A 12,076-nucleotide genomic window follows, 5' to 3' on the forward strand; every position below is an offset into this window, starting at 1 on the left:
GAAGCACATGCCGCTGGGAACCGCCAGGGCTGGATCGGCCGTCGCTACGCTCGCGACATGGCACCGCCGCTCCCTCAACGACTGCCCCACGATCCCAGCTGGCCTCGCGCCGGCGACTGGCCGGCGCTCGATGCGGTCGAGGGCGCGCTCGACGCCGTGCTCGTCGGCCTCGGCACGCACGCGACGTCGCTCAGCCCGACGAGTGCGCACGCGACGCCCGCCGCAGTGCGCGACGCGCTGCGGCGGTACTCGCCGCACGCCATCGGCGGCGCGGGCCTCGACCGGCTGCGGATCGCGGACGCGGGCGATGCCGTGGAGCCCGACGGCGACGAGGAGGCGGCGACGGCGCTCGTGGCGCGGGCGGCGGCGCGGGGCCGGCTCGTCATCGCGCTCGGCGGCGACAACGCCGCGACCGTGCCGGCGGCGCTCGGCGCTTGGGGCGACCGCATCGGCACGGCCGGCCTCATCACGATCGACGCGCACCACGACCTCCGCGACGGGCGCAGCAACGGGTCGCCGGTGCGGCGCCTGCTCGAGGCGGGGCTCGACGGCGGGCGCGTGGTGCAGCTCGGCATCCAGGACTTCGCCAACTCCGCCGCCTACGCGGCGCGCGCCCGCGATGCCGGGATCACCGTCGTCTCTCGCGGCGAGCTCGAGCAGCAGCCGCTCGCGGCGATCGCCGCCCGTGCCGTGGCGATCGCGGGCGCCGCGGGCGGGCCGGTGCACCTCGACATCGACGTCGACGCGTGCGACCGCTCGGTCGCCCCGGGCTGCCCCGCGTCCACGCCCGGCGGGCTCAGCGCGTGGCAGCTCCGTGCGCTCGTCCGGGCGATCGTGGGCCACGACGCGGTCGTCTCGCTCGACCTCACCGAGGTCGACGCCACCGCCGACGCTCCCGACGGCCGCACCGTGCGCCTCACCGCCCTGTGCGTGCTCGAGTCGCTCGCCGCCCTGGCGGAGCGACCCGAGCTCGCGCACCCGGGGGTCACAGCCCGCGCATCGTGAACGCGGCGGTGACCGCGGTCCTGCCCGGCGGCACCGCGAGCGTCCGCACGAGCGCGAGGCGGAGCGCGAGCCGCGGCGCGCTCGCGGGCGAGCCCATGGCCATGTTCCACCACGCGCGGCGCATGGCACGCTCGGCGGCGGGGCGCCGAGCCCGCTCGTAGGCCGCGAAGGGCGCGCCGGCCTCGCCCGAGCCGTCGAGCGCGGCGGCGAGCGCCCGGTCGAGCGCGAGCGCGTCGAGCCAGCCGAGGCTCATCCCCTGCCCGCCGATCGGGCTGACCTCGTGCGCTGCGTCGCCGACGAGCGCGACCCTGCCGAGCGCGAAGCGGTCGGCCAGCCGCTGACGCGCCACGAAGGCGCTCGTGGGCGCGAGCGGCGGCAGTCGGGGCGGCGCGAGCAGCCGCTCGTCGAGGATGCGCTGCAGGCCCTCGGTGGTCATGCCGGGCTCGGGCGCCGCGAGCCGCGCGACCCAGCGCCGCTGGCCGCCCGGCATGGGGAACGACTCGACGATGCCCGCGGGTTCGAGGTGCAGCAGCGCGGTCGCCGCGGCGCCGGTCGCGTCGGGCGCGTCGGCCATCGCATAGCCGCCGCTGCCGGGGCGCGCCCCGGTGGGGATGCCGAGCAGCGCTCGGGTCGTGCTCCGCACGCCGTCCGCGCCGACGGCCCAGCGGGCGCGCACGGGACTCGTCCCGCGGGCGGCGAGCTCGACGTCGTCGGCCCCGCTCGCGAGCCCGACGAGCTCGACGCCCTGCCTGAGCGCGCCCGGCGCGAGCGCCGCGAGCCGCTCACGCAGCAGCGCCTCGGTGCGATGCTGCTGCAGCGCGAGGATGGGCTCGTGCTCGAATGGCAGGCGCGCGAGAAGCCGGCCGCGGCTGAGCGCGACGCCGGAGCGGATCCGGATCGCCGCGGCCCGCACCGCGTCGCCGACGCCCGCGGCGTCGAGCGCGGCGAGGCCCGGCGCGTGGATGCCGATCGCGCGCGAGAGGTGCGACGGCTCGGTGCGCCGCTCGAGCACCACGACGTCGACGCCGCGCTGCGCGAGCAGGCACGCGAGGTGCAGGCCGACGGCGCCGCCGCCGACGATCGCGACGTCGTGCCGCGCGCTCACGGCCGGGGCCGGACGAGCTGAGGCCGCACGAGCTCGAGCCGGAACGGAACGCCGCGGCGCACGCTCCAGCCGGGCGGCGCGGCCGCCGCGAGCTCGGCGGGCGTGTGGCTGCGCCGGATCGACGTCAGCCCGTCGGCGCGGATGTAGGTGTCGCGAAGCAGCGTCGGCTCGAAGGGCAGCGTGCCGACCGCGAAGCCCGCGTACGCGAGCGCGGAGCGCGCGATGTCGGCGTGGACGGCCACTCCCCCGGGCGCGAGCAGCGCCTCGGAGTCGGCGAGGATCGCGCCAAGCTCGCGCGGCGTCAAGTGGTGGAGCACGTGGTTCGAGACGACCACGTCGAAGCGCTCCCCCGCGGCGACGAGGTCGCCCGTCGCTGCCTGCCGCAGCTCGAGCCCCGGCACGGCGGGCTCGGCGCGCGCGAACGCGATCGCGCGCGCATCCGGGTCGATCGCGACCACGTCGAGCCTGCCGGGCTCCCGCGCGGCCCAGCGCAGCATCCGCCGGGGCAGGTCGGCGCCGCCGGTGCCGACGTCGAGCAGCCGCACGGCCTGGCCCGCGCGCAGCCGCGGCCGGATCCAGCGGCGGTAGATCGCGCCTCTGCCGGAGACCACCGCGTTCACGAGGTCGAAGCGCGCGTACGTGCGGGCAAGCGTCGCCGGGTCGCAGCCCGGGTCGTCCATCGTCTCGCGCGCGTCCGCGTCGCGCGCGAGCAGCCAGCCGAGCGGCACGGCGCGCTCAGCCCCGGACGGTGAGCAGCGCCGACTCGACGGTGAGGCCCGGCCCGAACGCCATCGCGGCCACGCGGTCGCCGTCGGTCGCCCCCGGGTCGCGGAGGATGCGGTCGAGCACGAAGAGCACGGTCGCGCTCGACATGTTGCCGAAGTCGCGCAGCGTCTCGCGAGCGGGCACGAGCTGCGGCTCCGAGAGCCGCAGGGTCGACTCGACGTGGTCGAGGATGCTGCGGCCGCCCGGGTGGATCGCCCAGTGCTCGATCGCCCCGCCGACGGCGCCGTCGTGCAGCGCGCCCACGAGAGGCGCCTCCGCCTCGAGCAGCGGCTCGATCGCGCCGGTGATGTGCTCGCCGATGAGCGACGGCACGGCGTTCGAGAGCACCATCTCGAAGCCGTGGTCGCCGATCCGCCACGCCATCGCGCCCTCGCCCTGCGGCGTCGTGCGGGTCGCGAACGCGTCGAGCTCGAAGGCGCGCTCGCCCGGCTCGAGCTCGCGCGAGGTGACGAGCCCAGCGCCGGCGCCGTCGCCGAACAGCGACGTCGCCACGATCGTGTCGGGGTCGTTCGAGGTGCGCAGGTGGAGCGTGCAGAGCTCGACGCTCACGACGAGCACGACCGCCGCGGGGTCGGCCTGGCACAGCTGCGAGGCGAGCCGCAGCGCCGGCATCGACGCGTAGCAGCCCATGAAGCCGAGGTGGTAGCGCTGCACGCCCGCCGGCAGCCCCAGGTCGCGGGCGAGCACGAAGTCGGGGCCCGGTGCGTAGAAGCCCGTGCACGAGACGGTGATGACGTGCGTGACGTCGGCCGCCGCGATGCTCGGCACGGCCGCGAGCGCCGCCCGCCCCGCCTCGACGTAGAGCCGCGACGCGTGCTCGGCGTAGCGGTCCATCCGCACCCGGGTGCCGGGATCGAGCAGGCGGCCGGACTCGCGGTCGTAGAACACCGGCTCGTCGGGCGCGGGGCCGTCGAGCGTGAGCTCGTCGAGCACCGTGTAGCGGTGGTCGATGCCCGACAGCCCGAACGACGTCGAGACGATGCGCTGGGCGAGCCTCGACAGGCCGGGCTGCGAGCCGAACACCTGCTCGACCTCGGTCTGCACGAGCTGGGTCGTCGGCACGGCCGTCGACAGTCCTCTGAGGCGCACGGTCATGCTCCGGAGCGTACGGGGGACGACCTGGACTCCGCTAGGGAATCGGGCGCGCGCCGACCACCGGGGAGCCGGCCCGCCAGACCGCGTGCACGAGCGGCACGCCGGGTCGGTAGGCGAGGTGCGTGATCGACGGCGCGTCGAGCACCTGCAGGTCGGCTCGCGCGCCGGGGCGGATGCGGCCCAGCGGCAGGAGCGCCCGGCCGTCGGCGGCGATGCGCGGGGCGTCGCGGTCGAGCGCGACGGCGCCGCCGAGGGTCGCCGCCCGCACCGCCTCCTCGATCGAGAGCCCCATCTGCAGCACCGCGGTCGCGACGCAGAACGCCATCGAGGTCGTGTACGACGTGCCGGGGTTGCAGTTCGTCGCGATCGCGACGACGGCGCCCGCGTCGAGCAGGCGACGCGCGGGGGCGAGCGGCATGCGCGTCGAGAGATCGCACGCGGGCAGCACCGTCGCGACCGTCCCGCGGCCGCCGTGCCAGCTCTCCGCGAGCAGCGCGACCTCCTCATCGTCGAGGAACGCGACGTGGTCGACGCTCAGCGCCCCGAGCTCGACCGCGAGCCGCACGCCGGGACCGGGCCCCAGCTGGTTGCCGTGCACACGCAGGGCCAGCCCTCGGGCGCGGGCGGCCTCGAGCACGCGACGCGACTGCGGCTCGTCGAAGGCGCCGCGCTCGCAGAACACGTCGACCGCGTCGACGTGCGGCGCGACGGCGGCGAGCATGTCGCCGGCCACGAGATCGACGTAGGCGTCTGCATCCGCGCCGTCGTCGGCCCAGCCGGGCGGCACGAGGTGCGCGCCGAGGAACGTCACCGCGTCGGCGCGTCCCGCGGCGATGCGCGCGCTGCGCAGCTCGTCGGCGATCGTGAGCCCGTAGCCGGTCTTGGTCTCGAGCGCCGTCGTGCCGCCGCGCAGCGCCTCGTCCGCGAGCCGGTCGAGATTGGCCGCCAGCGCGGTGTCGCTCGCGGCGCGGGTCGCTGCGACCGTCTGGGCGATGCCGCCCGCCGCGTACGCCTGCCCCGCCATGCGGGCCTCGAACTCCGCGGTCCGGTCGCCGGCGAACACGAGGTGGGTGTGGCTGTCGACCCAGCCGGGCAGCACGGCACGGCCGCCGACGTCGACCCGCTCGTCTGCGGCCGGCGCATCGGCGGCGCCGCCGACCCACGCGATGGCGTCGCCCTCGACGACGACGGCCGCGTCGCGCATCCGTCCGAGCTCGTCGTCGTTGGTCGTGAGCTCGCCGATGCCGGTGATGAGCGTCGAGCGTCCCCGGTCTGCCACGTCAGCGCCGCATCGGGATCGGGATGCCGCGCTCGTCGGCCGCGGTGATCGCCTCGTCGTAGCCGGCGTCGACGTGGCGGATGACGCCCATGGCGGGGTCGTTCGAGAGCACCCGCTCGAGCTTCTCGGCGGCCAGCTCGGTGCCGTCGGCGACCGTGACCTGCCCCGCGTGGATCGAGCGGCCGATGCCGACGCCGCCGCCGTGGTGGATCGAGACCCAGCTCGCGCCCGACGAGGTGTTGACGAGCGCGTTGAGCAGCGGCCAGTCGGCGATGGCGTCGGAGCCGTCGCGCATGGCCTCGGTCTCGCGGTAGGGGCTCGCGACCGAGCCGCTGTCGAGGTGGTCGCGGCCGATCACGATCGGTGCCGAGAGCGTGCCGTCGGCGACCATCTCGTTGAAGCGCAGGCCTGCGCGGTGCCGCTCGCCCGCGCCGAGCCAGCAGATGCGCGCCGGCAGCCCCTGGAACTGCACGCGCTCCTGCGCCATGCGGATCCAGCGGGCGAGGTGCGCGTCCTCGGGGAAGAGCTCGAGGATCGCCTCGTCGGTCCTGCGGATGTCCTCGGGGTCGCCCGAGAGCGCCGCCCAGCGGAACGGGCCCTTGCCCTCGCAGAACAGCGGCCGGATGTAGGCGGGCACGAACCCGGGGAACGCGAACGCGTCGTCGAAGCCGCCGAGCTGCGCCTCGGCGCGGATCGAGTTGCCGTAGTCGAACACCTCGGCGCCGGCGGCCTGGAACCCCACCATCGCCTCGACGTGGCGCGCCATCGACGCGCGGGCGAGCGTCGTGAACCCCTCGGGGTCGCGGCGGCGCTCGGCGTCCCACTCCTCGAACGCGATGCCCGACGGCAGGTACGCGAGCGGGTCGTGGGCGCTCGTCTGGTCGGTGACGATGTCGATCGGCGCGCCCATCGCGAGCAGCTGGGGCACGACGTCGGCGGCGTTCCCGAGCAGGCCGATCGAGAGCGCCCGCCCGGCGTCCCGCGCCTCGACGGCGCGCGCGAGCGCATCCGCCACGTCCGTCGCCTCGGCGTCGAGGTACCGGTGCTCGATGCGCCGCGCGATGCGGCTCGGGTCGACCTCGACGCAGATCGCGACGCCGTCGTTCATCGTGACGGCGAGCGGCTGAGCGCCGCCCATGCCGCCGAGGCCCGCGGTGAGGGTGATGGTGCCGGCAAGGCTCTCGCGGCCGAGCGCGCGCGCGACCGCCGCGAAGGTCTCGAAGGTGCCCTGCAGGATGCCCTGGGTGCCGATGTAGATCCAGCTGCCGGCGGTCATCTGGCCGTACATCGTGAGGCCCGCCGCCTCGAGCCGGCGGAACTCGGGCCACGTCGCCCAGTCGCCGACGAGGTTGGAGTTGGCGATGAGCACGCGCGGCGCCCACGCGTGGGTGCGCATGACGCCGACGGGGCGGCCCGACTGCACGAGCAGCGTCTCGTCGTCGTCGAGCCGCTCGAGCTCGCGCACGATCGCGTCGAACGACGCCCAGTCGCGCGCCGCCTTGCCGGTGCCGCCGTAGACGACGAGCTCGTCGGGGTGCTCGGCCACCTCGGGGTCGAGGTTGTTCTGCAGCATGCGCAGGGCGGCCTCCTGCTGCCAGCCCTTCGTGTGCAGCTCGCTGCCGCGGTGTGCGCGGACCTCGCGTGCGCCTTCCATCATCGGTCTCCCTCGTGTGCGGATGCGGTCTCGAACGGGGCGTCGGTGCTCCAGGACTCCACGCGGTCGAGCAGGCGGGCGGCGATGAGCGCGCCGCCGCCGACCGTGAAGGCGACGGACGCCTCGATGTCGCGGGCGAGGAACCGGTCGGGGCCGATGCCGGGCACGAGGCGGCGCAGGTGCTCGATCACCCGGCCCGTGCGCGGGCCGGCCGGGGCGTCGCGCAGCTCGATGCCGCGCGCCGCCGTCATCAGCTCGATCGCGAGCACGCGGCCGAGGCCGTCGATCGCGCGGCGAAGCTTGCGGGCCGCGCCCCAGCCCATCGAGACGTGGTCCTCCTGCATCGCGCTGGAGGGGATCGAGTCGACGGATGCGGGCACCGCGAGCCGCTTGAGCTCCGAGACGATGCCGGCCTGCGTGTACTGGGCGATCATGAGGCCCGAGTCGACGCCCGGGTCGTGAGCGAGGAACGGCGGCAGCCCGAAGGAGCGCGCGGGGTCGAGGAAGCGGTCGCTGCGGCGCTCGCTCATCGAGGCGACGTCGGCGATCGCGATGGCGAGGAAGTCGAGCACGGCGGCGATCGGCGCGCCGTGGAAGTTGCCGTTCGAGACGACCCGGCCATCGGGCAGGACGACCGGGTTGTCGATCGCGCTCGCGAGCTCGATCTCGGCCACCCGCGCAGCGTGCGCGGCGGTGTCTCGCGCCGTGCCGTGCACCTGCGGGGCGCAGCGCAGCGAATAGGCATCCTGGACGCGTGTGTCCTCTGGCACCTTGTGGCTCGCGACGATGGGGCTGTCGGCGAGCAGGGCGGCGATCTGCGCGGCGCTCGTGGCCTGGCCCGGGTGCGGGCGCAGCGCCATGAGGTCGGCGGCGAACGGCGCGTCGGTGCCGAGCAGCCCCTCCACGCTCATCGCCGCGGTGAGGTCGGCGGTGTCGAGCAGCTTGTCGAGGTCGGCGAGCGCGAGGCACAGCATCGCGAGCATGCCGTCGGTGCCGTTGACGAGCGCGAGCCCCTCCTTCTCGGCGAGCACGACGGGGGTGAGGCCAGCGCGCTCGAGCGCCGTGGCGGCATCCACCATCTCCCCGTCGAGCTCGCCGCTGGCGCCCACCACGACCGTGCCCTCCCCCATGGCCGCGAGCGCGACGTGCGAGAGCGGCGCGAGGTCGCCCGAGCATCCGAGCGAGCCGTACTCGCCGACGACCGGCGTGATGCCGGCGTTGAGCATGGCCGCGTAGAGCTCGGCCGTGGCGCGGCGGATGCCCGTGCGGCCGGTCGCGAGCGTCTGCAGCCGCAGCAGCATGAGGCCGCGCACCACCTCGCGCTCGACCGCCTCGCCGCTCGACGCGGCGTGCGAGCGGATGAGCGACTGCTGCAGCCGTGTGCGGTCGCCCGGCGCGATCGACGTGTTCGCGAGCGCGCCGAAGCCGGTGGAGATCCCGTAGTGGGGCCGAGTGTCGGCGGCGAGGCCGTCGATGATCGCGCGGGCCGCGTCGATGCGCTCGAGCGCTCCCGCGCTGAGCTCGACGGGCGCGTCGAAGCGGGCGACCTGCACGACCTCGTGCCGGGTGAGGGGGACGTCTCCGATGACCACTGCCATGGCCCCATTCCACCGCCGCACAGGGCCGACCGCACCGGCTCGGTGCGCAATCGCGTCTGAGATGTAAGACTCATGGGACGGCGGAGGGAGCAGCATGGGGATGCCGCGGATGCCGGCGGCTCGCAGCGCGCTGCGGGTGCTGTCGCTGCTCGCGGAGCAAGCGGGACCGGTGCGCGCGGCGACGATCGCGCGCGAGCTCGACCTGCCGCGCTCGAGCGCCTACCAGCTGCTGCAGGTGATGCGCGACGAGGGCTTCCTCGTGCACTACCCCGAGCTGGGCGCGTGGGGCCCGAGCGCCCGGGTGCAGCAGATCGGCTCCCGCGTCGCCGCCGCCACTCGTCTTGAGCGGCTCGCGCAGCCGATCCTCGACCGGCTCGTCGCGGGCGCGACCGTGCCGGCCACGAGCCACCTCGCCGTGCTCGCCGGCAGCGACGTCGCCTACGCGGGCCGCGGCGAGGGCAAGCGCTCACCCATGACCGTCTCGCGCGTCGGCGTGCGGCTGCCCGCGGTGCGCACGGCGACGGGCCGCGCGATGCTCGCGGCGCTCGGCGACGACCAGGTGCGTGCGCTGCTGCCGCGCGACCGCGACCTCGCGGGCGAGCGGCCGGCGACGCGCGCCGCGCTCACGTCGCTGCTCGCCGCGGTGCGGCGGCGCGGCTGGGCCACCGAGGACGGCGAGGTCGACGCGGCCTACGGCTCGGTCGCCGCGGCCGCGCGCGACGCGGCCGACTATCCCGCGGCGTCGGTCGGGCTCACGTTCCGCCTCGTCGACGTCGACGACGACGCGTGGGCGGCGCTGGGCGCCGCGTGCGCGGCCGCCGCCGCCGAGCTCACGCGGAGGCTCGGCGGCAGCTCGGCCGAGGCTCAGCGGGGCACGCCGCCGTCGTAGGGGTCGTCGAGGCCGCTCGGGTCGGCGCCGCCGGAGGGCGGCCGCAGCACGCCGGGGCCCTGCGGCGCATCCGGCCCGGTCGGCGCGCCCGGCACGGCCGGCGCACCGGGGGCTCCCGGCGCATCCGGCAGCACGGGCACGTCGGGCGAGTCGGGCCCCGTCGGCGGCTCGGGTGCGCCGGGGCCCGGCTCGAGCGGCTCGTCCGGCACGTCCGGAGCGCCGGCGCGCTCCTGCTCCAGCTCGGCGATGCGCGCCTTGTGCTCGTCGATCCGGTCGAGCCCCTCCTGCACGCTCCGCGTGTAGCGCTCGCCCGTCGCCTCGGCGACGAAGTCGGCGTCGCCATCGTACTCCTTGTCGGGGTCCGGCACGCCCGGCTCGCCACTGATGGGCTCGCGCGGCTCGGTGCCGGCGTGGTCGTCGCCGTCCAGCGGGCCGGCCGCGTCACCGCCGGGCAGCGGGGCGTCGCCCGTCTCGCCGTGCCCGGTGGGCGTGGCTCCCCGGGGTGCCGCGGAGCTCGTCGCTCCGGTCTCGGCCGCCGTGCGCAGCGGCTTCTCGTCGTCGAGCGGCTGATCGCCGCCGTCGCGGATCGGGCTGTCTGCCATGGTTCGCACCTTCGCTCTCCGAGCCGGCGCCCGGTGCACCGGCTGCGTCCCACCCAACCGGATCCACCCCGGAGCGTGCTGGGAGCTCAGCGCGAGAGCAGCCACCAGACGCCGGCGACCGCCTGCGCGATCGCGATCACGATCGCGATCGCGACGAGCGTGAGGTGCACGGTGAGGAAGCGCGTCGCTCGGCCGTCCGCGTCCCGTGCACGGGGGTCCGCGGCGACGCGTCGGAGGAACGCCGGCCACACGATGACGCTGAAGGCGGCGCCGATCAGCAGCAGGACCGCGCCGGCGGTGCCGACGGGGTCAGGCACGGGCGAGGGCCTCGGCGAGGGAGGGTGCTGCGAGGTCCTTCTCGCTGATGCGCGAGCGGTCGTCGACATCGACCGGCAGCGGCCACTGGATGCCGAGCGCCGGGTCGAGCGGGCTGATCGCCACGCCCGTCATGCCCGGCACCCACTCCTCCGTGAAGCAGTAGACGTACTGCGTCGGGGTCTCACCCGTCGACTGGAAGCCGTTGCACACGCCCTCGGGCACGAGGATCTGCACGCCGGGCTCGAGCGCGGTCTGGAAGACGGCGCCGCGCGTCGGGGAATCGGCACGCGCATCCACCCACGCGCCCCACGCCGTGCCGTGCGCGATCGCGATGAGCTTCACCATCGACTCGCCGTGCATCCCCCGGATCGCGCCGGGGTTCGTCTCGGTGACGTTCACCTGCCGGAAGGCGGGCAGCGGGATGCCCGCCTCAGCGAACGCGGAGGCACGGAAGAACTCCCGCACGGTCCCGCGATCCTCGACCACCTGCTTCATGCGGATGAGGGCGAGGCCCTCGATGGTCGTCTGCTGCGTCTCGAACTCGATGATCTCCGCCACGCCTCCAGGCTATGGCAGCGGCGAGCGGATGCCCGGCGGCGCCGTCAGGCGAGGCGCGTCTCGATCGGGGTCGGGTTCGAGAACAGGTCGTGCACCGGGCAGTGCGCGTCGACGATCGCACGCAGCTCGTCGTAGCGCTCGCGCGCCTCCGGGCCGTCGATGTCGACGATCACCCGGATCCCCGCGAATCCGGGACGCACGTCGTCGGCGCCGAAGAGGCCGCGTACGTCGAGGTCGCCCTCGGCCCGCAGCGAGAGGCGATCGATCGCGATGCCGAGCCGCTTGGCGTACAGCCGGTAGACGACCGTCTGGCAGCCGAGCAGGGCGGCGAGCGCGAACTCGACGGGGCTCGCGCCGGCGTCGTCACCGGCGAGGCCGGCGGGCTCGTCGACGACGAGCTCGTGGCGGCCCACGCGCACGACCGTCGCGACGGCGCCCTCCGCAGTGCCGTCGGCCCCGACCACGAGGCGGGCGTTCGCCACGTCGGCGGCGAGTCGGTCGCCCCAGGCTCGCTCGGCGCCGTCGAGGCGGGCGTCGCGCGCGGCTGCGGTGATGTCGAGGACGGATGCGGTGGTCGTGCTCATGGGATCTCCTCAGGTCGGGAGTCCCCACGCTCCCAGCGCCGACGGGTGCCCGCGAAGCCCGGGCGTCACGGTGCGTCGCGTGGCGACGCGAACCGTCACACGCTTGCGCGACAGGGCGCGTTGCGGCATGAGCGGCCGCTGCTCCCCTCAGCGGTCGTCGCGCCGCCCGTCCCCGCGCACGGGGTCGTCGCCGCGGCTCCAGGCGATGCGGATGAGGCGCCGCAGCACCTGCTCGTCGACCTGCTCGAGGCGCTTCACGTACACGCAGCCCGCACCCTCGCTGTAGCCGCCGAGATCGGGCAGCAGCGCGGCACCCTCCGGCTGATCCTTGAGCCCGTAGAGCGAGATCGCGCCCTTCCTGGGTGAGAAGGCCACCTTGGGCCAGTCCCCCTCGGTCGTCGACGTGCGCGACGCTGAGACGTAGTGGTACGAGCCGTAGCCCACCATCGACGACCCCCACATGACCGGCTCCATGCCCGTCTCCTCGCGCATGATGGTCGCGAGCCGGTGCCCCTCCTCGACCCGTCGGGGCGGCTGCGCGGCGTCGAGGAACGCCTCCACGCTCGCGTCGGTCGGCTTCGTCTTCGGCTCTGCCACGGCTCC

The 12,076-nt window shown here is 75.6% G+C and carries 13 protein-coding genes; 2 read left to right on the plus strand and 11 right to left on the minus strand.

The features are described from left to right. Positions 1 to 57: 57 nt before the first annotated feature. On the plus strand, positions 58 to 1,005 hold the full coding sequence (locus tag ACLQ21_RS09565) for an arginase family protein (protein WP_425663135.1): 948 nt from the start codon (positions 58 to 60) through the stop codon (positions 1,003 to 1,005). Here the strand turns inward: ACLQ21_RS09565 and ACLQ21_RS09570 are convergent. From ACLQ21_RS09570 to hutH, 6 genes are read right to left on the minus strand one after another with little or no spacing between them, the layout of a single operon-like run. Then, positions 986 to 2,110 (minus strand): FAD-dependent oxidoreductase, encoded by a 1,125-nt coding sequence (locus tag ACLQ21_RS09570; RefSeq protein WP_425663137.1) that lies wholly within the window; start codon positions 2,108 to 2,110, stop codon positions 986 to 988. The two genes, ACLQ21_RS09565 and ACLQ21_RS09570, sit on opposite strands and share 20 nt — an antisense overlap. Then, complete coding sequence (locus tag ACLQ21_RS09575) at positions 2,107 to 2,838, minus strand: methyltransferase domain-containing protein (RefSeq protein WP_425663139.1); 732 nt, start codon at positions 2,836 to 2,838, stop codon at positions 2,107 to 2,109. Before ACLQ21_RS09575 ends, ACLQ21_RS09570 begins: the two co-directional genes overlap by 4 nt. Before the next feature lie 7 nt (positions 2,839 to 2,845). Then, a complete protein-coding gene (locus tag ACLQ21_RS09580; protein ID WP_425663141.1) occupies positions 2,846 to 3,991 on the minus strand; it encodes a type III polyketide synthase in 1,146 nt (381 codons plus the stop codon). Between the two features lie 34 nt (positions 3,992 to 4,025). Further along, entirely contained in the window at positions 4,026 to 5,270 is a 1,245-nt protein-coding gene (hutI, locus tag ACLQ21_RS09585) for an imidazolonepropionase (protein ID WP_425663143.1), read from the minus strand. Between the two features lies 1 nt (position 5,271). Beyond that, entirely contained in the window at positions 5,272 to 6,924 is a 1,653-nt protein-coding gene (hutU, locus tag ACLQ21_RS09590; protein WP_425663430.1) for a urocanate hydratase, read from the minus strand. Next, positions 6,924 to 8,522 carry a histidine ammonia-lyase gene (gene hutH / locus ACLQ21_RS09595; RefSeq protein WP_425663145.1) on the minus strand — a complete coding sequence of 533 codons (1,599 nt, stop codon included), beginning with the start codon at positions 8,520 to 8,522 and terminating at the stop codon, positions 6,924 to 6,926. Before hutH ends, hutU begins: the two co-directional genes overlap by 1 nt. Before the next feature lie 94 nt (positions 8,523 to 8,616). Between hutH and ACLQ21_RS09600 the strand changes: the two genes are divergently transcribed. After that, a complete protein-coding gene (locus ACLQ21_RS09600) occupies positions 8,617 to 9,411 on the plus strand; it encodes an IclR family transcriptional regulator (RefSeq protein ID WP_425663147.1) in 795 nt (264 codons plus the stop codon). On the opposite strand, the gene ACLQ21_RS09605 is transcribed toward ACLQ21_RS09600, so the two are convergent. From ACLQ21_RS09605 to ACLQ21_RS09625, 5 genes are all read right to left on the minus strand, one after another. Then, positions 9,387 to 10,013 carry a hypothetical protein gene (locus ACLQ21_RS09605; RefSeq protein ID WP_425663149.1) on the minus strand — a complete coding sequence of 209 codons (627 nt, stop codon included), beginning with the start codon at positions 10,011 to 10,013 and terminating at the stop codon, positions 9,387 to 9,389. The two genes, ACLQ21_RS09600 and ACLQ21_RS09605, sit on opposite strands and share 25 nt — an antisense overlap. Before the next feature lie 86 nt (positions 10,014 to 10,099). Next, positions 10,100 to 10,330 carry an SCO4848 family membrane protein gene (locus ACLQ21_RS09610; protein WP_425663151.1) on the minus strand — a complete coding sequence of 77 codons (231 nt, stop codon included), beginning with the start codon at positions 10,328 to 10,330 and terminating at the stop codon, positions 10,100 to 10,102. Next, positions 10,323 to 10,889, minus strand: coding sequence for a dTDP-4-dehydrorhamnose 3,5-epimerase family protein (locus tag ACLQ21_RS09615; protein ID WP_425663152.1), 567 nt, complete (start codon positions 10,887 to 10,889; stop codon positions 10,323 to 10,325). The genes ACLQ21_RS09610 and ACLQ21_RS09615 overlap by 8 nt, the downstream gene beginning before the upstream one ends. A gap of 44 nt (positions 10,890 to 10,933) precedes the next feature. Continuing rightward, a complete protein-coding gene (locus ACLQ21_RS09620) occupies positions 10,934 to 11,473 on the minus strand; it encodes an OsmC family protein (RefSeq protein ID WP_425663154.1) in 540 nt (179 codons plus the stop codon). Positions 11,474 to 11,620: 147 nt separating this feature from the next. After that, positions 11,621 to 12,070: a DUF1801 domain-containing protein gene (locus ACLQ21_RS09625; protein ID WP_425663155.1), complete on the minus strand. Its 450-nt coding sequence runs from the start codon at positions 12,068 to 12,070 to the stop codon at positions 11,621 to 11,623. Positions 12,071 to 12,076: the final 6 nt, after the last annotated feature.

The organism is Agrococcus sp. DT81.2, assembly GCF_049844935.1.
GTDB lineage: Bacteria > Actinomycetota > Actinomycetes > Actinomycetales > Microbacteriaceae > Agrococcus.

Coding starts and splice junctions, on each gene's coding strand:
- ACLQ21_RS09565 (WP_425663135.1), top strand. CDS start 58: ATGGCACCGCCGCTCCCTCAACGACTGCCCCACGATCCCAGCTGGCCT.
- ACLQ21_RS09580 (WP_425663141.1), bottom strand. CDS start 3,991: ATGACCGTGCGCCTCAGAGGACTGTCGACGGCCGTGCCGACGACCCAG.
- hutU (WP_425663430.1), bottom strand. CDS start 6,924: ATGGAAGGCGCACGCGAGGTCCGCGCACACCGCGGCAGCGAGCTGCAC.
- hutH (WP_425663145.1), bottom strand. CDS start 8,522: ATGGCAGTGGTCATCGGAGACGTCCCCCTCACCCGGCACGAGGTCGTG.
- ACLQ21_RS09600 (WP_425663147.1), top strand. CDS start 8,617: ATGGGGATGCCGCGGATGCCGGCGGCTCGCAGCGCGCTGCGGGTGCTG.
- ACLQ21_RS09605 (WP_425663149.1), bottom strand. CDS start 10,013: ATGGCAGACAGCCCGATCCGCGACGGCGGCGATCAGCCGCTCGACGAC.
- ACLQ21_RS09620 (WP_425663154.1), bottom strand. CDS start 11,473: ATGAGCACGACCACCGCATCCGTCCTCGACATCACCGCAGCCGCGCGC.